This window comes from Brevundimonas variabilis, assembly GCF_014199945.1.
Classification (GTDB): Bacteria; Pseudomonadota; Alphaproteobacteria; order Caulobacterales; family Caulobacteraceae; genus Brevundimonas; species Brevundimonas variabilis.
In genome coordinates, this window is record NZ_JACHOR010000001.1 from 767,734 (window position 1) to 788,788 (window position 21,055).

The following is a 21,055-nucleotide window of genomic DNA, read 5'->3' on the forward strand; positions in this document are numbered from 1 at the left end:
GGCGTGTTCACACGTCGGTCCCTTCTAGTTTTCGCCGGAATGGCCGGCATCAGGAGGGTCGGGCTTCGGCCTCACCGGCGGTGACGGCATCTCGGCCGATGGCCTCGATCGCGGTCTGCTTGCGAGCAACGACAAACGCCAGCACGATCGCAAAGATTCCGATCACTGTCGAATAAAGGAAGAAGACGACATAGCCTGCGCCCAGCGCTGCAGGGCTCACGCCACTGGTCGCGGCACCCTGCACAAGCGATCCCTCCGGCAGACGCGAAAACAGCGCCGTCAAGGGCGCGAACGGTCCGCCGACTTCGGCCGCCCTGGCCGAGGCCTCGACGATCCGGCCTGACTGCGAGGCGATCAGCTTTCCGGGCAGGGCATACAGCGAGCTGAAGAGGGCATACTGGGTGGCCGTGAAGCCGACAGAGGTCAGGCTCGACATATAGGCGATCAGGGCTGTCCCGGCGTAACCAGTGGCGACGTTATCGATCCCGATGGCGACGAACAGCGCGCTCAGCGTCGGGCCCTGTGTCGCCAGCCAGGCGAACACGAGGTTCGAGATCGGGCTCATGAAGGCCCCGATGACCATGGTCCGGATCAGGCCGAGGCGCGCCACCGACCATCCGCCGACGAGGACGCCGGCCGTGGTCGCGATGACACCGAACACTTTGCGCACTTCGGCCAGTTCGGTCTTGGTGAACCCCAGATCGAGGTAAAAGGGATTCATGATGTTCAGGACAAAATCGGCCAGTCGATAGACGCAGATCAGGGCAAGGATCAGCGTGGCAACGCCCGAAAAGCGGCGATAGAAGTCGCGCACGGGCTCCCCGAACGACCCCGCCAGATAGGCCCCCGGACGCGTGCGCGCGCCCGGAACGGGCCAGCAGGCCAGGACCAGAAGCGCCAGCCCGATGAAGACCGAGCCGACCTGAAGGAAGACGCCGCCGGGCTTGGCCTCCCACGCGGCCTTGAGACTGTCGAAACCGGCCTGGGACAGGCCGATGCCCCGCATGGCACCACCGGCAAGATCAAGCTGGCCGGTCAGGCCGGTTCCCACGATCAGGGCCGCGGCCGCGATCACGAGAAGCCGGGCAATCCATTCCACGATCTCGATCGCGGGTCGCGACGGGATGTCCCCGACCGGGATGGCGCGCAGGGTGTGCGCAGTTTCGCGCGGGGCGAACAGGGTCGCGGCAATGCCGATACCCATCAGGGCTGCCATCACGCCATAGGAGAGGTTCCAGTTGTAGAGCTCGGCCAGAACCAGCGGCACGGCTCCGGCAACGATGATCGCAACCCGGTAGCCAAGCTGATAGGACGCCGCCATCACCCCATGGCGGCTGTCGTCCGCGACCTCGATCCGCCAGGCGTCGATGACGATGTCCTGGGTCGCGCCAGCAAAGCCGACCATCACGGCAAAGAGGGCCACGGTCCCCAGCGCGTTCACAGGGTTGAGCCCGGCGATGAGCCACAGCCCCAGAATGACGATGGCCTGCGTCACCAGCATCCATGATCTACGGTGCCCGAGGAAGCGGGACAGCAAGGGAATCCGCGTCCGGTCGATCAGCGGCGCCCAGACGAATTTAAGCGAATAGCTGAGCGTCGCGAGGGCGAAGAAGCCGATGACCTCGAGCGTCACGCCGCTTTCCCGCAGCCAGGCCGACAGGGTGTCGAAGATCAGAAGGTTCGGCAGGCCGGCCGAGAACCCCAGCAGCAGCATGATGAAGACGCGCCGCTCGCCATAAACGGCGAGACCCGCCAGCCCGCGTTTCGGTGCCGGGTTTGCAGTCGTCGTTTCAGTCATTCGATCGGCGTCTCCGGGGACGCCCCCCGGCGTCGTCTATGCGTTGGCGACCTTGGCGAGGCGTTCGCTTCCTGTCCAGCGGCTGAGCGCCGATCGCAGGGCGTCGGGTTCGAGCGGCTTGGTCAGATGGTCGTTCATGCCCGCGTCGAGACACAGCTTCCGGTCCTCGGCAAAGGCATTGGCGGTCAGGGCCACGATCGGGGTCCGGTCTCCGCCGGCACGGATCAGCCGGGTCGCGGCGGGGCCATCCATGCCCGGCATCCGCATGTCCATGAAGACCAGATCATAGCGGGCCCGCTTCATGGCGGCGACCGCTTCCTCGCCCGTAGCAGCCGTTTCGACCACACAGCCCTCGCGGCGCAGGAGGGTCCGTGCCAGCAGGGCCCCGACCGGATTGTCCTCAGCCAGCAGGACCCGGGTTCCCGCGAACCTCACCGGCAGGACCCGATCGTCCTCGGCCGGCGTCACGCGACTGGATTGCCCTGCCGTTCCGGCCTGACTGGCCGCCAGAACGCGTTCGGACAGCGACGCCCGACGCAGGGGCTTGATCAGATAGCCATGGAAGCCACTGGACCGATAACGGGCGATCAGCTCCCGTTCCGACGGCTTCAGCAGCACGATTCCCCGACCCAGAGCCGGCGGCGCGACCAGATCGGTTCCGTCAATGGCCGCCCGGGCGTGGTCGACGAGGGTGATTGTGGCCATGTCATCGACCACGCCACCGCTGGCCACGATCTGGGCCTTGGCCGCCCGTGTCACCATGGCGTCGGGTGACTGCACCGCAATCCTGACCCCATCCAGGGTCCCGGCACGCGGAGCCATGTCCGTTGCGACAGCAAAGGGAGCCTCGAAGCGGAAGCGCGAGCCCGATGCGCCGGGCCTGTCCGCGACCGAGACCGTGCCGCCCATGGCATCGGCCAGTTTCCGCACCACGGCAAGCCCAAGCCCGGCTCCGCCGAACTGGGTGGCATCGGTCGCATCCACGTGACCGAACTCCTCGAAGATCCGCTCCCGGGCCTCGGGCGGGATCCCGGGCCCCGTGTCATCGACGATGAAGGCCAGTCGGGGTCGGCTGGCCGTACCGCCAGCCCGCTCAACGGTGATGCACACGCCGCCGGCCACTGTGAATTTGACGGCATTGCCCGCGAGATTGAACAGCACCTGACGCAACCGGCCCTCGTCCGCGAGGATGTCCGGCGCGTCGGCGGCCACGGCCCAGACGATTTCCAGGCCCTTCTCGTGGGCACGCGGGCTCAGCAGTTCGGTCACGCCGCGTACCAGACCCTCAAGGTCGGTCGGGCCCGGATCGAACTCGAGCTTGCCGGCCTCCAGCCGGGCATAGTCCAGCAGATCGTTGACCAGGCCCAGAAGATGCTCGGCCGAGTCCCGTGCCGCTTCGGCATAGGCACGCTGGGCGCCATCCAGCCGTGTTCGTGTCAGCAGGCCGAGCATGCCGATCACCCCGTTCAGGGGCGTGCGCATTTCATGGCTCATGAGTCGCAGGAACGGATCGGCGCCGCCCGCCAGCCGCTCTGGCACGGCGGCTGATCGTTCCGCCGCAGGCGCTTTCGCCCGTCCCGTCCCTGTTCGAGCCATGACGTCTCCCTCGAGGAAGCCTATGGCTGATAAACCTTTAAGGAGGGTTCATCCCGGGAATGGCGTGTCCTCTCACCATGATGCGGCGGGGCTTCGTGAAGAGACTTGCCGATCGAAGGAGGCCTCTGCGCCAACAGTTGTACGCCGATAGATCAGGGCCTCTGCGATGTGACGGCGCAGGACACCCGTTGAACCCTCGAGGTCGGCAATGGTGCGGGCGAGGCGAAGCGTGCGGGTCCAGCCGCGCGCCGTCAGACCACCCGCCTCGCCCGCCCGCATCAGCAGGGCACGCCCGGCCTCGTCGGGGGTCGCGAACCGCTCCAGCGCCTCTCCGGACGCCCGGGCGTTCAGGGCCTGCACAGGATCCAGCCCGGCCTCGCGCACCCGCCCTTCCTGCATGGCCCGGGCGACCGCGACCCGCGCAGAGGCCTCGGCGGTGCCTTCCAGGGGCGGAGGCAGGGCCATATCGGCAGCGGTCACGGCGGGTGTCTCCACGGTGAGGTCGATCCGGTCGAACATCGGGCCGGAAATCCGGTTCTGATAATCGCGCTGGCATCGAGGGGCCTTGCCGCAAGCCCCCTTTCCGCCCCCACCCAGTCCGCAGCGACAGGGATTCATGGCGGCGATGAGCTGGAACCGTGCGGGGTAGCGGACATGGGCATTGGCCCGTGCCACCACGATCTCGCCGGTTTCGAGCGGGGCACGCAGGCTGTCGAGCGCCTGGGCACTGTATTCCGGCAACTCATCCAGAAACAGCACACCATTGTGGGCGAGCGAGGCCTCGCCCGGCTTGGCCCGGTGCCCGCCGCCGGTCAGCGCCGCCATGGACGCCGAATGATGCGGCGCGCGAAACGGGCGGTCACGGGTCAGGGCCCCCTTGTCGATCAGCCCCGCAACCGACCAGACCATCGAGGTTTCCAGCAGTTCCTGCGGGGTCAGGGGCGGCAGCAGTCCAGGCAGGCGCGCGGCCATCATGGACTTGCCCGACCCTGGAGGACCGACGAACAGCAGGTTATTTCTTTAACAACCCAAAATTCCAAGCTAAGCCTTATGCATGTTGGCTGTCGCTTACGCTCGCTGGAGCTCCTTGGAACAGGGCAAGGGATCGACGCTGGAGCGGCAGCTCCAAGTGGTTGAACGATATTGCGCCCAACACCAGCTCGAAATCATCGAGAGGGTCACAGATGAGGGGTCTAGCGCCTATGCGGGCACAAACGTCCAGACCGGAAACCTAGGTGAGCTCATTCGGAGGGTTGAGGCCGGAAGACTTCCCCGAGACATAACCATCGTCGTTGAACAGTTGGATCGGATCAGCAGGCTTCCACCAGCCAAGGTGATCGCTTGGATTCAGCGAGTCACTGACCTTGGTGTCTCTATCGCCACGGCAAACGACGGATACGTCATCACAGCGGAAAGCATCAGCACCAACCTGATGGGCTTCATGGGACTGGTGTTCAACTCGTTCAGGGCTCACGAGGAAAGTCGTCACAAGAGCGAGCGTCTAGCCGCCAGCTGGAAGATTAAAAGGGATCGTCTTGGAAACGGTGACAGGCGCCCAATCACAGGCGTCTGTCCGGCTTGGTTGCGGATTGATCCAAATAAAGTGGGCTTCGAACTGATCCCCGATCGAGCAGCGATTGTGCACGAGATTTTCCAGCGTTCTGCGGACGGAGAGGGCAAGCGATCGATCACCATCGACCTAAACCGACGAGGTATCGAACCGTGGGGCAGAGGTAAGAGCCAAGCGACCGCCTGGCATTCAAGCTATGTCCAGAAAATCCTGTTCAACCCGGCTGTCATTGGCGATTTTCAGCCGCACACCAAGCCGCGAGGATCGACCCGCAGAGTTCCTCTAGGCGAACCGATATCGGGCTACTTTCCGCCGGTGGTTTCGGAAAAACTTTGGGCAACGGTGCGAGGAAGCCGGAAGGCGAGCCGCGGTAATGACGGCCAACGAGGCCAAGTCAACAATCTCCTCAGTGGGCTATGTCGATGCGGCTCTTGCGGGGGGCCCATGGTGTATCAGGTGAAAACCCACGAGGGGACAAGATTGCGTGGAGGCGTCTCGCAGCCACAGCGCCAGGCAAGTTACCTCAGCTGTGCGCTTCGTGTTCGCGGGGGCAGCTGCGATCACGCTAACCACTATCGGTATGAACCGATCGAGAAGGGCATCGTGAGTGCCTTTCTGCATTCAGCGCTGACTGATCGATTCTTCGAAAATTCGGACGGGGCGGCCAGCCTCGTGGATGCTGAGTACCGAGCGCTGAGAGAGCTGGAGACAGCAAAAGCTCGCGCCAAGCGGATGCTCGACCTGTTCGAAGAGACTGGCGATCAAGAAGCTCGAGAGCGGTGGCTGGGAGCCCGCACAGAGATTGAGGCGGCCGAAGCAGCAACCAATGCATTGAGAGTTCGGCTCGAACACGCCCGAGGGTCAGTGAGCCCAGAGATGCACATCAATCGGGTCGCAGCCGTTCAGGACCTACTGGATGGACCGCCATCAGATGAACGGCGAGATGCTAGAATGAGAACGGCCAGCAGCCTCCGAGAACTCATCGACCATATCGAGTTCAATGTGGCTTTGTACGTAGCGATACGAGGTGCCCCAACAGTGGTTGAGATGGACGTCACCGGTGAAATTTTAGGTGACATTACCATCCCGAACACGCCGCCGGATGAGGCGCATGCGGCGGGGAAGCTCAAATTGCGTTGGGAATGAAAGGTCAGCCATCTGTCGGGAGGGACCCAAGGCTGACCTTTGAAAACACTATTTGGCTTTAGCAGACTTCTTTGGTTTGAACCTGGTTTGAAGCTCTGCCGCTGCAGCAGCCAAGGTCGCATCAAAGGACCCCGTCAGCGTCTCTTGCCTTAGCGGTGGTAGAATCTGACGGAGGTCGTCAAGGGAGTTGCACACAACGGTGTCGTTCGTGCCCCTCAGTTTCAAACGCACCGCCCCATAGCGAATAGCGAAATGCACTTTGCCGTCGGCGTCTATCGACCACCACGGCGATACCGATCGAGCATCGTGTGCCGTGACCACATCATTCGTGCCCTGCACAGTTAGTTTTCGAACCCTCGACTTCTTGTGCGTCTCACCCTGACCGATGGCGTCGATCAACTTGATTTGATCCAGCAGTCCGGCGGCCAATTTTCGACGACGCACTTGCACTGGGTCGTAGGTGGATCGGCGTTCGCCGATGGTGGCAAGATCGACATTATCCAGAACACTCATATAGGCCTCCTTCAGTTCAAGAAGGCCCCTTCCGGTCAGACTCGGTGAAGGACAACGCCACACACCTCGCTCCGGGCGTTGGGTGAAGCACGCTCTTTGGGGAGGTCCGCTTATCGTTCGTGGGTCATGGTCTATTTTCGACCCATAGGCGACGCCAAAGTCCGGCATGGATGCACGGTCAGCTCATCTGTCAGCCTGGCTTTGCCTTTAGGCCTCCGGGGTTACAACATCCCCAGGCTGAGCAGCCAATCCCTGACCTGGTCCGGCCAGTCCGTCGTGATGTGATCGGTCGTCGGCCGCATTCCGAAGGCATGGCCGCCCTCGGCATAGACACGCAGGTCCACCGGCACACCTGCATCGTTGAGTGCCAGTGCATAGGCCATTGGCTGGCGGATATCGTCCACGGGGTCATCCATCGCGTGGATGATAAGCGTCGGTGGTGCCTGTGCGCTGACCTGAACCCAGGGCTGAAGCTGAAGGTTGTTCCTGCCTTTGCTATTGTCCAGCATACGGGCGGTATAGGCCACAATCGCGAAGTCGGGACGTGATGACTGCTCGTCTGCTGCATCAGTCCGCGGGTAAGTCCGCTCAACGGTGTTGCTCATGTTAGCAACGAGATAGGCTCCGGCTGAGAAACCAATCACGCCGATCTTCTGCGGGTCGATACCGTAGGTGGAGGCGCGCTGCCGGAGCAACGACATTGCGCGCTGGGCGTCTTCGAGGCCCAGCAATACCTCCGGTCGCCGTTGTCTGCCGTTCTCCTGTGGCCAGACCTGCGGCGTGCGGTACTTCAGCACCGCGCATGTCATCCCCTGCTGGACAACCCAGTCACAGATCTCGGTGCCTTCCAGATCCATGGCGACGGCGTAAAATCCGCCGCCTGGCAGGACAAGCATGGCGGCCCCGGTGTTTTGGCTCCGCGGTCGGTAAATCGTCATGGTGGGCCGAGTGACATAAGTCGCCCAATGCCATTTCCGACCGCCTACAGTCGGGGAACCATTGCCCGTCGCTTCAGGCCTGTCGCCACTATCGGGTTTGGCCAAGGCCACAGCGGTGGGCCACAGCGGCACCTGCTCACCGTCCGGGCCCGGTTGCCATACACCTACCTGCTCGACCTTTGGCACCTCGGTTCTTGCGGAAGATAATCCTGTGTTGGCGGATGGAAGCGTTACCTCTGCTGTTGCGCCCTCAGGCTCCGTCACCTGACCACAAGCGACCAGAGCAAAAGCAAAGGCGACCGGCAGGCTGCGCAAGAGTGAGGCCTGCAAGGCGGCCGGCTTGGCGAAGCGATCGACGCAGTCATTACGGGGCGTGAATGTCTTCGTCGTTTGAGGGCTGGTGGCAGAGGCGGGCCGCCTGGATGGTGCCGTCTTGCCGGGGAGGGCGAGGGTCGAGAGCAGGTAGCCGACGATGGCACTGCCCCCATAGGCGATCAAAGGGACGGGTTCGGTTCCGAAAATGGCTGCGGCAACGAGAGCCAGCCAGGTCGCGCCGAAGGTAGCGTGGGCCGCACGGGCTTGCCGACGGCGGCATAGGCCCAGGATTGCCGGAAGCAGAAGCAGAACCGTTCCACTCCAGACGGCGAGGGCTGCGATCGGGCTGGATAAGGACGCGGTGCGGAATACGTCGTTGACGAACGGCGTGGCCGCGACCTCGCCGGACCGCAGTTCCGTCAGGATGAAACAGGCGAGGGCGACGGCCAGCAGCACCCATGCCGGTCGGTCCGGCTTCATCAGTGTTGCCACAGCGGCGGCCGCCAGCAGGGCACTTGCCATGGCGGGGTCGGGCTGCAGGCCGAGGGCGATGGCCCCGAGGACAAGGCCGGTCGTCGTCAGGATGTCGCGCGATCCTGCGAACGCCACCAGCAGGAAGGGGAGACCGATCAGACCGGGCTGGAGCACTACGTCGCCCAGGGACACCCACCGTCGGGCACCCTCCGCAGCATCTCCCAGAGCCGCCGTCAGCAGGAGCGCCAGACCCACAGTGATGGAGACAACCCCGATAAACGGGGCCTCGACCGGGTCCTTGCGCCGGAAGGGCAGGACAATGATCAGCCCGGCGATCAGGGCCGTCAGGTTCAGGATCACGTACCGGCCCGGCGCGCCCGCTGCGGACAGGAACAGGAGGCCGAGGCTCGCCGCCGCGACAGCACAGGCCAGAGCCACGTCGCGCGACGCCCACCGGTCTTGACGGGGTTGGGTCTGGGCCGGATCGATGTCCGGCGGGGACACGGCGGATCGCAGGGCATGGGCGAGGGCATGGCCAAGGATCCAGCCGCTGCAGCCGAGCGCGAAGGCAAGGGCTGCGCCCGGTGACCGGATCGACGCGGCCTCCTGCGCCATGGCCTCGCCCCAGTCCCTGAGGCGCGGGGCGAGGAGGCTGCAGGCGAGGCGCAGGAGCCGTTCGGCGAGGGTCATGCGGGGCGTTCGACCGGCGCGGGGCTGGCCGGGACCAGCGGGGGGTTTTCTGACGCCAGACGGTGGCCCGTGGCCGTGAGCCTGTAGACATGGCGCGGCGGTCGTCCGGGCTCGGCCGGCAGCCATTGCGCCTCCAGATGCTGTTGCTCCTCGAGGCGGATCAGCAGGGGATAGAGAGTGCCGGATTTGACCCCCGCCTTGCGGCAGAGGTCATAACCATAGGACCAGCCGGACCCGGCCTCGGCGAGCAGAAACAGGATCGACCGGGCAGCGGGTGACAGGGATCGGGGGCGGGTCATGGCTCTAAATCTACCTAGGTCGAGACCAAGTCAATCTGCGCCTTGACTCTAAATCTATATAAGTAGAGTTATTGAGGAGGCGACAATCTGTCGTCGCCTATCCACCTCCAATGCCCGGAGCGCTGACCCATGGCCCTACGTCTTCCCCGCCTGTCCCGCAGCCAATGGATCTTGGGTCTGGCAGCGCTGGTCCTGGTCGGCCTGCTGCATCAGGGCTGGACGCGAATGACCCGTCCGTGGGGGAGCCAGGCGGTCGTGTTCGACGCAGCCGACCAGACCTGTGGGGCGTCGGGTGAACTGCGCTACTGCATCTATCGGGCGAAACAGGGGGCGAATGGCGACGTCCTCTACCATCTGCATGGTCGCGGTCTGGACGAGCGGATCTGGAATGACGACACCTATCTGACGGCCATGCTGCAGGCACAGTGGCGCGATCGCGGGACTCCGCCGCCGACGGTAGTCAGCCTGTCCTACGGGCCGGACTGGCTTCTGACACCGGCGGGCCAGCGACCGCAAAGCGGCCTTCTGGACGACATGATGCGTCGCCTGCCCGGGATAGAGGCGCGGACCGGCACGCCCCGTCGCCGGATGCTGATGGGCGAGTCCATGGGAGGGCTGAATGTCCTGATCGCTGGCCTGTCGGAGCCCCAGGCATTCGACCGGATCGCGGCCCTGTGCCCGGGCGTCTATGTCGACTCGCCGTTCGGCACGTTGACCTCAATGCGGGCAGCGATCGAGCGCACGGGTGCCGATCCGGAGCGCGCGTTCGCGATCTGGTGGCTGGCACGGACCTACTTGGCGGACGAAGCCGAATGGCGGCGCGTCTCGCCGCTCTCTCTCATCGAACGGGCCGGACCCGACCATCCCGCCCTGTATCTGTCCAATGGCCTCTATGACGCGTTCGGCAACTATGAGGGCATCCGGATGCTGGCTGACCGTGCGGCGAAGCTGGGGGTGCGCACCGAATGGCACCCGCTATATGGCGGTCACTGCGCCACCGATATCACCTCGCTTGCAAAGTTCCTGACGGACTGACCCTCAAGTCGTCCATGGCCGGCGGAGGGCGATCGTTCTTTGATGGTCGAGGTCAGTTCATGGCCAGGTCCCGGGCAGAAGGTCGGCCCGGTTAGGCAATGGGCATCTATCTTCGGGTCCGCGATCCACCCATAGCGGCGGTTCAGAAGGTCCGGCTCCGGGCATAGGATCGAATGTCCGTTTTCTGCCTGCTAGGTCATGTCAGAACCCGACCCGTTGCGGACATTTGCAGCCCGCAGTTCTTGCCTCCGAGCGTGGCTCTCAGGGGGCGGTCCCGCCCCATCTGATGGTGCGATCCCATAGCGGGTTGGGCGGCCCGGCCCTATTGTTCCGCACAGATGCCGGGCCACCCCCTCACTGGACGAGGCTGGGCACACCACCTAGTGAGGCCGATTCAAGTCGCTTACCGACGGTATGTTCCCTGAGAACGAGTGACGGCTCTGCAACTATCAGTTGTTGCAATGCTACGCGCGCGAAAACATCCTCGCTCAACCTGTGCCTTACGGAGTCGTCGATCATGGTCTAGCTATTTGCTGCCGTCTTCCTGTCACATGCGGTGCCAATCTGTGTTCATACTGAGCCACCGCCTAACCAGGTAGAATGTCAGCGTGGCCCAGACCAAACCACCCATGCGGCCGCCACGACCAGAAGCACCGTGATGACCATGAGCAGGGCTCGTCCTAGGTGTGTTGTGGTCATCGACGTGAAGGTGGCCTGTCCCTGTTTGGTTGCGTCGAGCGTCGAGCGTCGAGCGTCGAGCTCAGCATCAAGCTGATATGTCCGTTCGCCCACACAGGAACGGCGGTCATCGGGCGCCGTTAGCAATATGGCGAGGGGGCCTTCCTCTCAGCCTTTCGCTAGTAGCCAACGAATGAAGTCAGCCCCTCGGCCTTCGGGTCGGGGGGTTTTCTTGCTGTTTGGAACAACGGTGTCCGAAACGCGTTAGTTCGTTGCATAGCCAGATGCCAGCGAGGCACCCCGGCAAACTGGGCCTCGCAGCTAAGACAAGGATCCTGCCGACGTTCATCGGGCGCCAGGGTGTTCCGCTCTCAAGGCATCGATCAGCTTTTCGAGGTGCTCGATCCGATCCTTGGCAGCACTGCGCTCAGCATCTGTTATGTCGATTGAGCAAACCGCGATCCGAAGGCCAGTCGCGTCGAGGAAGTCCAACGTCCTCTGACATTGCTCGATCGAGCTTCGCCAGAGCGCGATCAACTCGCTTTGAAGGGTCTTTTCCATGCGCGGGGGTGTACCGACAAAAAAAGTCAGTTGCTACCTTTTGACGCGCCCACGCCTTTCGAAACTTGCACGCATGAGTCGTCGCCTCGCGGCGCACACCCAGTCCCATGCGCCTTGAGCGTCGGCTGTCCCGCAGCCGCCAGCAGCTTGCGCGACAGGATACGCCGTCACATCAGCGTGTAGAAGCCAGCACTCTTTTCGACAAGCGCCAGCATGATTGCGGTGATCTGCGAACCGCTGCCGACGTCGTTGATTATCCGAAGCGATTGTTGGTGAAGCGGTGCCAGGTCCGGCCTGGCCATAGTCCATCCAGTAAAAAGCCTGGATGGCGTGAGCCACTGCCCGATTGTGGCCATGTCGGCGTGGCGCTCATCCAGAGCGAGCCGTCCCATAAGAGACTGGACCTTAGATTTCTCGCCTTCGATTACCTGGACAAAATGACCGTCGGGATGCGCCAGGCAACCTGTAAGTTTGTCTCGGCGATTGTTTTTGTGTGCTGCCCTGAAGATCTTATCAAGCTCTTCGACATTGTCAGGATGTAGCGTCGACCGACTTCGGTAAACCACTCGCAGAAGTTCGGATGCCATTTATTTGAGGTACTTTGGAGCGCTGCGCTCTAGCGCCAAAAGCGCCTCGCCGGGCTGATTGTCTACACATTTCTTGGTGTCGGATATTACTGATCAAAAGTTATGCGGCCCGGCTAGTTAGCTTTTTTAACTGGTGCCGTTCGGCCAACCTGACAGACCTAAAGACGCTGCGACACAGCGGCACCTTTTGGTACGCAACCGGACAGTTTTAAGCGACTTCCGGTTCGCCTGCGGAGTTCTTGAACATGGACAAGTTGACGGTTCTCGTGATCGACGACGAGCACCTAATTGCCCTGTTGGTCGAGACTGCATTGGTTGAGGCTGGGTTTGCTGTAGTCGTAGAGCACGACGTTGCTTCAGGCATTGCCCGCATCGAGACTTTGGGTCCACGCTTGTCCGCTTTAGTGACGGATATCCGTATTGGATCAGGATCAGGATGGGATGTGGCGAGGCACGCGCGCGGGGTGACTCACGATTTGCCGGTCGTCTATATGTCGGCCGACAGCGTGCGCGAGTGGGCTATCCGGGGCGTGCCAGAAAGCGTGATGATCCAAAAGCCGTTTGCGGTAGCGCAGATTGTTGCGGCCGTCACAACGCTTCTAAACTCTTGCAGGCCACTAGTCTGAACGTCTCCACGTTACGACACTAGCGCTTTTTTTGCGTTACTCATCGGTCGGAACAATGTGGACGCAGTCATAGAGCCCAGCGACGCCCTTGCGGGGGAAGGCTGCGAACGGTCCGTTGTAGTCAATCACGAGACGGGCCAGCGCATTGAACTGTTGCTCCCGACCAGGAATTGGCCGGATCAGAAAGCCGTCCTCGAGATGCTCGACCGAGTGGTCAGCCGACGGCTCGCGGAGGGTCGTAAGGAACAGCGCCATTGGCTCACAGGGGAACATCGTTAACGACCAATATGGCCCGACCCACCGATGTTATATCAAACGGGGTCACCCTTATCCACTTGAACAGAGTCTCAGAGGTGCCCGTTTTGGGTAACGATCCGCCACGCTCTGGAAGATTGCTCTCAAAGATAATCTATGTTGGCGTTTCGCTGCCGGTTTTGGTGCACCTTGATGTATGGCGTCATCCCCTGCCCTGACCCGGTTCCATCTCCATATCAGGGGGCCAGACACCGAAATCCTGGACCCCGAGGGCTCTGTGCACCCCGATCTGAGGTCCGTTAGAGCGGCGATGATTGCTAGCGCGCGTGATATGTTGGCCCATGATCTCCTAGAGGGTCGCCCCTTAGATCTGCGTTGCCGTATCGATGCGGAGTCAGACCAAGTGATTGTGGCGACATTGGCGTGGCAAGATGCTTTGGAAATCCTCAGCGACGGTCCGCAGCTGAACGACATCTGACACGACTAGGGACAGGAGAAGCGGAGCTCGGTGCCCTCGATTCCATAGGGGTGAAATGGCGCGACCTGCTACAGTCAAGGCATGAGGACCGAGGCCCAATGTCGGCTGAAGGCAGCCGAGATGGTCATGCTTTCAAATCTGTGTCCGGCGGGCGCATGCCGTGACAGCTATGCAGGCTTGGCTCTGAGTTGGAATCGTATTGCGGACGCAGCCGCAGCTAAAGCGATCCGATTGGGTAAAGGTTAGAAGCAGCGAAACGGAACGCATGCTGCCCGCTCGCGCTGGTAACGATGTTAGTCAAGTTACCATCGAAGCCCACATCAAGAGCCCGGGCGGTTCAATGGCTGATTTGCGAACGAATCCCACACATCGCGTTGTTCCAGCATGTCAGCATTGACGAGCCTGCTAATGCAGCGAGGTTCGAAGACTGGCTTTCGATCCAGGAGTGATAGGCAGATTGGACTTTAGCCAACAGTGTTGCTGGCGTCGGCTATGAGTCGGAAACGGACATGACCTGGCAGGCGGAAAGCGGACATTCGTTGAGATGCCCGGAAGCGGACGTTCCGAAGCGCCGCTATGGGTGGATGGCGGACATAAAAACGGCCCCGCTGTCGCCAGCGAGGCCGCAGCTATCATCTCACCCTGAACTACGCGAACTGTTGGCGGCGCTGGATATACAGGGCCGCGCCGCCCGCGAGGATCGTGCCGAAAAGGATCATCGCCCATTCGGACAACGTAGGCACGGGCGCCACGGGCGCGCCAACGAGGGTCCCTGTCGCGATACTTCTTCCAGCTGTGAAGTTGCCGTTCGTACAGACCCCCGAGCACGTAAACAAACCGCCGCTACCTTGCCCCGTGATGATCGTCAGCGTGCCGCCTGCGTTCGTTTTGTTTGCTGTATTAAACAGAATACCGTTTTGCCCGGGTCCTGCAGGCGTCTGTATGAATATGGCAGCCCCCGCGGTGCTCGCAGTCGCTGGATAAAGCGCCGTGAATGGTCCCACGCCTCCGGTCGAAAGGACATTGATGGCGCTGTATGTGTTGGTATCAGCGTCATAGGTGAACGAGCCGGTAACCGTCTGCCCATCCAGCGTCGTGACGCCGTTCAGAGTCCAAACGACCGGATCCGCCAAAGCTGCGCTTGCGAAGAGCGACGCCGCCATCGAGACGGCAAGAGCCAAAAGTTTCATAGTTCCCCCTAGTGATTTCGCCATATCACTGGCATCGGAACGCGCGTCAATGTTCATCTCCCCGCGTGGAAATGTTTTAGGACTCACATCGCCGAGATGCCCGCTGTGAGACGATATGTCGGTTTTGGGTCGGTAGCAGGCATCGCGTGCCAATCGATTGGCAGACTTTCAGCGGTAATTGGTGCCCGCTTTTTCGAGATGCTGCTGCAACGAGCGACATGCTCATCCCAAAAGGATCCGAGCCGCAAACCGGGCGATGATGAGCGTGACAATCACGCAGATGCCGACCGTGATCCAGAAGGCAGCTCCCCGACGTCGTGACATTGGTCAGGCTCGCGCGGACTGACGAAACAGCATCGCAGATGCCAACCAAACACCGCCAAAGATGGCGAGGCCAACGACCTCCATCACCGGGTTGCCGTCCGAGACGCCTCTCGCGGATGCCAGGATCGCAACGCTGGTCACAATGTGAGCCAGCGCGGCGGCCGACATTGCCCAGGCCATTTGTTTGGGTCTGAGCCGAGCGCTGTAGCTGCCGATGATGGCGACCAAAATCACTAAGAGGAAAAAGAGGTTATGAGCCTCGTCTTCGGTGCCTACGAGGCCAACCGCTCCATTGACGACAAAGACCCCGAAACTTGCGGCAAGCGCCGCTGACACCGCTAGGAGGTACTCCAAGTTTGGGGATCGCCTTGCGGCGAAATCGAACAGCAGACACCCCGCAAATAGAATGGCGGCGATGATGATGAAGTCAGCCAAGCTCCAGCCAAAATTGCCGCGGGACAGCTGTATGGTGATCGGCACCAACATCAACAGGCCTCCTGCCGACCATGTTGCGATCCTCCACGGCGCGCTGTGCCACTGACCTCTTACTACCGCCATCTTGCTCCCCCGAGCTGCAGCCATAGGCGCAGGCTTATTTTGCCTACACCTGCTAGTAACATCGTCGAATTGGCGTGATTTCCAAATTATGGGTTATTTTTAGCTTTAAGCAAAATTCGCAAAATACGGGTGATTGCAACAACTACGCTCAGAATTTGAGCGACGCACTATCAGAGCTTAGTGATGCGAGGTCATGTTGCGAACCTCATATAGGGCTTGGATGAACCGCCAGCGCCTCAATGGTATCGCGAGGATGCCGCGGCTGCAGAGGCCTGACAGGCTCCGGAGCACTCTCGCGATGTTCGATCGGGACGCTTTGACGGGATGACCCGTCACCTAGACAATCTGATCGCTGGTTCGTGTGTGGCACACATTCAAACAGAGCGTTTCGCTTTCTACTGTAATCTGTAAGTTGGGCTGTGAGGCGCTGAACTCCGTGGATAGTTGGATGGACAGGCGACGGGCACGCTAAGCCATGCAGTATGTAGGGAGAAAAGCAGCGGCCATAAACGTTAGTTATCTAAACACGACAAACTCGAGCCTGCTGCGGGATTGGGCGGACTCGTCAGCAGTGACAACGCACGGCGCTCGCTGCTCGTCATGTCAGAAATGGCCAGAGTGACGCAGGCTGCTGAATATGCGAATGAACATGCTCCAAGTAAGGAGCGTGTTTTTTTGGATTTTGTTGAATTTGTTGGTGCGCCTGGCTCACCTCAGGCTGGAAAGCCGATTTTTGTTAATCCTGAAATGGTCGGCATTGTCGTCGAAAGTGAATCGTCGCAACCGGGCAACGAAATCACTGCCATAGAATGTGGAGGATTTCCGGTGCTTGTTGCCGGCACTGTAGAGCAGGTTCTCTTCGCCCTGATGACATCTAAAGGTCAGATCTGAAGCTGATTTGAAAAATTAATGACAGAGGGCTCGTCTCTTCAGCCGCCCCTGCTGATCATGGCAACTCCAAGAACGGATGAGGTCGCCGCCGTTACCCACAAGCTTCCCCACAAGCTGAATGACTGACCGAAAACTGACATTTAATCGGAGGAAGCCGCCGCCTGCAATGCATTCTCAGCACGGCGAGAATAGCTGCGTAAAAATACGGTCACACTGAATAATGTCTTGCGGTTCGAGCCAATCTTGGGAGATTTGCTCGAACCGCTTGCACCGTCGGGCATTGCAAGCCGCCGGCGCGCGAACACCGTGCTTGTTAAACCGACTGAAGACAACCCGTCCTACGTGTTCGCGGGCCGCGATCAGATGTGCGGGCTATCCAGCATTCCAAGTCCTGCCATGCCGAGAATGATGATCGTTACGAGCAGCAGGATGGCATTCAAGCGCCTGCCCGAAAGCATCAAAATCTTGCTAATCACCGCCTCAGGCTCCTGTTGGAGGGACGCAGTTTAGGTTTCTTCGCCAGTTCAGTCGCGGCCCGCTTGGCCTCCTCGGCCAGAGCGCTTCTGCCCTCCGCGACCGTGTTCCCGTCTGCGTCAACGCTCTTCCAGGACCAGCCGTTTTCATCGGAGCCTGTAATCTGAACCATCTGGTCGTACTGCGCCCGCGCCATTGTGTTCCCTGTCTCATAACGAGATGCACACGGCGCTCAATGCAATCTGCGGTCCATAGTTCCAGACGCGAGCGCGTCGGTTTAACGTCCAACCCTGACTGCTCGAGTTCTCCATGAAATGCGAAGACGCGCGTCAAACGCAGTGAGACTCTGTCGCTTGCGCCGAGAATGGCATCTGAGAGCTTGGCTGGCGCGACGTGAGCGATGTGAAGAGGTATACTTTCAACTGCGCCACAGCGGCGTGTCGCTGCGAATTTCTGGGCTGTCACTGCCGACACATCCATGGCGGACCGGGGGGGGTGGCAGGCGCTCGTAATGGTCTCCGACGACCCGAAGTCTCTCCCGACCGCTGCGGCCAACCAGTCTTAGTTCCCATTGCCTGAATCTGCGTAGTCCCGCTTGCAGCCCGTAGTGCCTTCTGAGCGGTGATAAGCAATCTGCGGGGCGGCCCGGTGTTAGTTACCAACGAGGCACCGGACCGCCCTTCCACCGAGGGCCCAAGGTTGGAGCATTCGGTGACGCCATTCTAATCCGGAATTGCATACAATGTTCCTTGGCAAAAAGGGCAGTCCTATTCTTCCAACCACGCCCGCCTATGCCGCTTCGGCGATTCTATTTGCTGCTTAATTGGTGAAAAGGTGGACGGCGCCAGTTTCTGGCAAAAGAACACTGCGTGATCCCGATTGCCGGATGGGGTCGGGTGATTACAGTTTGCAGTCCACTCACATGCACTTGCATCAGGCGAACGCAGCTACGCCCAGCCAAATCACCACCCCCAAAAAGAGACTGTCAGTACACCGAGCGCTATAAACAGTAGGTTCGTTACCAGCCTGGACTGAGGGCGATGCGGCTCGTCTTCCTTGTAGTTCACACAGCGCTCCACAAAAAGTTGGGCGGCCCGACCCTATTGTTTCGCACCGGTACCGGGCCGCCCTCTCACTAGGTGAGGCTGGGCAGACTGCCCAGTGAGACAGACTCAGGTCCCAGATCGACGGTATGTTCCCTGAGGACGAGTGCCTACAGCGCAACCAATGAGCGTCGATAACTTTCGGGTGTCAGAAATTTTCTCGCTACAGGCGCGAAATACCGAGCATCGACATGGCTCCTACGCTTTGCTCGCATAAGGCATAATAGGCAGCGGGGTAGGTGGTGGTGCCCTCTGGCGCAAAAATTGCCAGCGAACCACGGCTGAACCCCTTCGCACTCCAAAATCAGAGCGGCCAAGTTAACAGTCGTCACGGCGGCCTTGCGCATCAAACTGGACACATGTGTCTAGGGTATCGTCGCTGACCAAGGGCCAATTTATCGACAGTCTCGAGGCCGACACGGGAAACCTGAAGCAGAAGAACAAGTACTGCCTATCCGGGAGCATGTCCTTGATGAATATGTCGAGGGCGAAATTTTGACTGTAGCTCACTGCGTTGCGGGTTGCTTTGGCACTCATAGTGAAAGGCCAGTAGCATGCTGCGACCGTCCGCAGGCCTGCTCAGAGAAGTGCATAGACAAGACGCAGGCCCGCGTCTTCGCTTTCTACTTTACAGACCCGGGTGCTACGCAGACATCAACGTTGCCTGATTATCGGCGCGATCCCGGCTTGGTGATCACCCGCATATCCCGTCTCCTACATTTTGCCAGAGCTAACTAGAATGACGGGGCAGAGCGGCGCTCGCAATTTAATCACACGCGCGTGAACCGTCTGTGATCGGTGGCGTTACGGGAGTTCCAATCAAGGAAGGGGACTATCCTAATGCGTAAGTTCATCATTGTCGCCGCCGCCACCTTTGCCCTGACCGGCCTCGCCGCCTGCGGTGAAAGCGCCGCCGACAAGCAAGCCGAAGTGCAAGCCGATGCTCTGGAAGAGCAGGCCGCTGCTGCGCCGACCGAAGCCGCCGAAACTGCCCTCAACGCAGAGGCCGACCGCATCGAGCAGGAAGCTGGCAACGCTGACGGCGGAATGACGACTGCCAACACGCCCGACACCTCGCCGAGCACGAGCCCTGCTAACCCTGTCAACTGAGGCAGTAACTTACGGCGGGCCTCATGACCCCGCTACCTATGCTTCAGAACGGCCAAACCCCCGCCGCGCAAGCGACGGGGGTTTCCTGTGCATGCAGACTCTGCGAAGCCGCATCACGTTGGGGATCTTCGTCCACCAAACGTCGTCGGCATGGCCGCGCTTCCTGGCCGTGGCCATTGGGCAAGGCAGCGTGCCTGAAGTGGCAAGTCATAGCTCGCCAGCCAGGCGAGGCCCTTCACGAACCGCAATCACAATGCCGTCTGGGCAAGTCTCAAGAGGAAGTCATTGATGCTGGAAGCCGATACAACATGCTGGCGCCTGGAGACGGCACAACGCGCAGCACTTCTGGTCGACATGGAGCCCTATCTGGCGGCAACCAAGGCCGCCATGTCCAAGGCCACCCGCACCATTCACTTTCTGAACTGGGCCTTTGATCCCGACACTGTCCTGGATCACGCCCCGGATGGATCTGGCTCAACACCCCAGACGATCGGTTCCTTTCTTCGCGAGCTGACTGGGTCTCAACCGGGTCTGGAGATCCGGATTCTATGCTGGCAGTCGGCGCTTCCGGTTGCCGCGACTCAGCGGTTCTTTCCTTTAAGGAGCCGCAAATTCTTCGCGGGCACGCCGATCGATTTCCGGCTGGATGGATCATTGCCTCTGGGGGCATCCCATCATCAGAAGGCTGTCATCGTGGATGACGCAGTCGCCTTCTGCGGCAGCTGTGACATAGGCCCGGATCGCTGGGATACGCCAGAGCATCTCAATCCTGACCCCCGTCGGGCAAAAACAGCCAAAGGGTCGACCTGTTACGACTGCCGCCACGAGGTCATGGCCATGGTGGACGGCGCACCCGCCGCGACCCTCGGTGCACTTTTCCGCGAGCGCTGGCTCCGTGCCACCGGCGTCAGCCTCCCAGAGCCTTCTACGCAAGAGGCAGATGTCTGGCCCGATCATGTCCAGCCAGACTTTACCGGTGTCACGGTCGGCCTGTCGCGTACACAGGCTCCCTGGAAAGCGTTTCCGGAGAGACGGGAAGGCGAAGCGGCCACCCTGGCGGCAATCGCGAGCGCTCGAACGAGCCTTTATCTCGAGAACCAGTATTTCACGTCTCCTCTTGTGGCTGAGGCTCTGGCTCAACGCCTGGAGGAGACGGACGGTCCGGAGGTCGTGCTGGTTTCGACCCAGCATTCGCCCAGCTGGTTTGATCAGATGACCATGGACAAGACGCGTTCCGTCTTTCTGCGAAGACTGGAGGATGCGGATCGTCATGGGCGGCTACGGGCCTACAGTCCTGTCACCAGGGACGGGATGACGATCATCGTCCACGCCAAGCTGGCCATCGTCGATGACCGTTTCATCAGGCTGGGGTCCAGCAACATGAACAACCGGTCTGAGGGGTTCGACAGCGAATGTGATCTGACCCTGGATGCGCTTGAAGCCAATGACGGGGAAGGGCAGACCTGCGTGGCGGTGTTTCGTAGCAGGTTGGTCTCTCACTGGCTTGGCTGCACAGAGGAGCAGATCGCGCAAGCAGAGGGACAGACGCTCGGGGAGCGGATCGAAACCCTGCGAGCGGCAGGCTTTGAACGATTGAGGCCGCTGCGGTCCCAGCCGCTGGGGGCTGCGGCCAAGTTCATCGCCACGTACCATCTGGGTGACCCCATCTCCGCAGCCGACAGCCTGAGACCCTGGAAGCGCCGCGCGCAGATGCGCCACAAGCTCGCCGCGACCGTGCATCGTCTTGAGCGTGGAAGGATCGCGGCACCAGAGGTGCGGCTTGAGGAAGGCTCGCTATAGCTGGACGCCTTACTAGCAGCGCAAAGTCACGCTGGTCGTTCTTGCT

17 protein-coding genes and 1 pseudogene are annotated in these 21,055 nt (G+C 61.0%); 7 read left to right on the forward strand and 11 right to left on the reverse strand.

Features of this window, described 5'->3' with window-relative positions:
• Positions 1–49: 49 nt before the first annotated feature.
• The 3 genes and pseudogenes from GGR13_RS03725 to GGR13_RS03735 form a co-directional block, all read right to left on the reverse strand.
• Complete coding sequence (locus GGR13_RS03725; protein ID WP_183212089.1) at positions 50–1,798, reverse strand: AmpG family muropeptide MFS transporter; 1,749 nt, start codon at positions 1,796–1,798, stop codon at positions 50–52.
• A 36-nt stretch (positions 1,799–1,834) separates the two neighbouring features.
• The gene (locus GGR13_RS03730; protein ID WP_183212090.1) at positions 1,835–3,394 is read right to left on the reverse strand and encodes a response regulator; all 1,560 of its coding nucleotides are present in this window, start codon (positions 3,392–3,394) and stop codon (positions 1,835–1,837) included.
• Between the two features lie 72 nt (positions 3,395–3,466).
• A pseudogene (locus tag GGR13_RS03735) lies at positions 3,467–4,411 on the reverse strand (ATP-binding protein); the annotation flags it as partial.
• Positions 4,412–4,448: 37 nt separating this feature from the next.
• On the opposite strand from GGR13_RS03735, the gene GGR13_RS03740 reads away from it, so the two are divergent.
• The gene (locus tag GGR13_RS03740; RefSeq protein ID WP_183212091.1) at positions 4,449–6,110 is read left to right on the forward strand and encodes a recombinase family protein; all 1,662 of its coding nucleotides are present in this window, start codon (positions 4,449–4,451) and stop codon (positions 6,108–6,110) included.
• Between the two features lie 48 nt (positions 6,111–6,158).
• Here GGR13_RS03740 and GGR13_RS03745 read toward each other — a convergent pair whose 3' ends face one another.
• The 3 genes from GGR13_RS03745 to GGR13_RS03755 form a co-directional block, all read right to left on the reverse strand.
• The gene (locus GGR13_RS03745) at positions 6,159–6,623 is read right to left on the reverse strand and encodes a hypothetical protein (protein ID WP_183212092.1); all 465 of its coding nucleotides are present in this window, start codon (positions 6,621–6,623) and stop codon (positions 6,159–6,161) included.
• A 221-nt stretch (positions 6,624–6,844) separates the two neighbouring features.
• Positions 6,845–9,040, reverse strand: a complete 2,196-nt coding sequence (locus GGR13_RS03750; RefSeq protein ID WP_221230384.1) for an alpha/beta hydrolase — start codon at positions 9,038–9,040, stop codon at positions 6,845–6,847.
• Positions 9,037–9,339 (reverse strand): PadR family transcriptional regulator, encoded by a 303-nt coding sequence (locus GGR13_RS03755; protein ID WP_183212093.1) that lies wholly within the window; start codon positions 9,337–9,339, stop codon positions 9,037–9,039. Before GGR13_RS03755 ends, GGR13_RS03750 begins: the two co-directional genes overlap by 4 nt.
• 129 nt (positions 9,340–9,468) lie before the next feature.
• On the opposite strand from GGR13_RS03755, the gene GGR13_RS03760 reads away from it, so the two are divergent.
• A complete protein-coding gene (locus GGR13_RS03760; RefSeq protein ID WP_183212094.1) occupies positions 9,469–10,374 on the forward strand; it encodes an alpha/beta hydrolase-fold protein in 906 nt (301 codons plus the stop codon).
• 1,023 nt (positions 10,375–11,397) lie between these two features.
• Here the strand turns inward: GGR13_RS03760 and GGR13_RS03765 are convergent.
• Both GGR13_RS03765 and GGR13_RS03770 read right to left on the reverse strand, forming a co-directional pair.
• On the reverse strand, positions 11,398–11,613 hold the full coding sequence (locus GGR13_RS03765; RefSeq protein WP_183212095.1) for a hypothetical protein: 216 nt from the start codon (positions 11,611–11,613) through the stop codon (positions 11,398–11,400).
• Between the two features lie 167 nt (positions 11,614–11,780).
• Positions 11,781–12,200: a BLUF domain-containing protein gene (locus GGR13_RS03770; RefSeq protein WP_183212096.1), complete on the reverse strand. Its 420-nt coding sequence runs from the start codon at positions 12,198–12,200 to the stop codon at positions 11,781–11,783.
• Positions 12,201–12,445: 245 nt separating this feature from the next.
• Here GGR13_RS03770 and GGR13_RS03775 point away from each other — a divergent pair, with 245 nt between their 5' ends.
• Complete coding sequence (locus GGR13_RS03775) at positions 12,446–12,826, forward strand: response regulator (protein WP_183212097.1); 381 nt, start codon at positions 12,446–12,448, stop codon at positions 12,824–12,826.
• 36 nt (positions 12,827–12,862) lie between these two features.
• Here GGR13_RS03775 and GGR13_RS03780 read toward each other — a convergent pair whose 3' ends face one another.
• The gene (locus GGR13_RS03780; RefSeq protein WP_183212098.1) at positions 12,863–13,081 is read right to left on the reverse strand and encodes a hypothetical protein; all 219 of its coding nucleotides are present in this window, start codon (positions 13,079–13,081) and stop codon (positions 12,863–12,865) included.
• Positions 13,082–13,277: 196 nt separating this feature from the next.
• Here GGR13_RS03780 and GGR13_RS16910 point away from each other — a divergent pair, with 196 nt between their 5' ends.
• A complete protein-coding gene (locus GGR13_RS16910) occupies positions 13,278–13,559 on the forward strand; it encodes a DUF6894 family protein (RefSeq protein ID WP_425486065.1) in 282 nt (93 codons plus the stop codon).
• A 647-nt stretch (positions 13,560–14,206) separates the two neighbouring features.
• On the opposite strand, the gene GGR13_RS03785 is transcribed toward GGR13_RS16910, so the two are convergent.
• Positions 14,207–14,806: an IPTL-CTERM sorting domain-containing protein gene (locus GGR13_RS03785; protein WP_183212099.1), complete on the reverse strand. Its 600-nt coding sequence runs from the start codon at positions 14,804–14,806 to the stop codon at positions 14,207–14,209.
• 270 nt (positions 14,807–15,076) lie between these two features.
• Positions 15,077–15,559, reverse strand: coding sequence for a hypothetical protein (locus GGR13_RS03790; protein WP_183212100.1), 483 nt, complete (start codon positions 15,557–15,559; stop codon positions 15,077–15,079).
• Between the two features lie 624 nt (positions 15,560–16,183).
• Between GGR13_RS03790 and GGR13_RS03795 the strand changes: the two genes are divergently transcribed.
• The 3 genes from GGR13_RS03795 (at position 16,184) to GGR13_RS03805 (ending at position 21,009) form a co-directional block, all read left to right on the forward strand.
• Positions 16,184–16,522, forward strand: a complete 339-nt coding sequence (locus GGR13_RS03795; RefSeq protein WP_183212101.1) for a hypothetical protein — start codon at positions 16,184–16,186, stop codon at positions 16,520–16,522.
• 2,417 nt (positions 16,523–18,939) lie between these two features.
• A complete protein-coding gene (locus GGR13_RS03800; RefSeq protein ID WP_183212102.1) occupies positions 18,940–19,209 on the forward strand; it encodes a hypothetical protein in 270 nt (89 codons plus the stop codon).
• A gap of 288 nt (positions 19,210–19,497) precedes the next feature.
• Complete coding sequence (locus GGR13_RS03805) at positions 19,498–21,009, forward strand: phospholipase D-like domain-containing protein (RefSeq protein WP_183212103.1); 1,512 nt, start codon at positions 19,498–19,500, stop codon at positions 21,007–21,009.
• Positions 21,010–21,055: the final 46 nt, after the last annotated feature.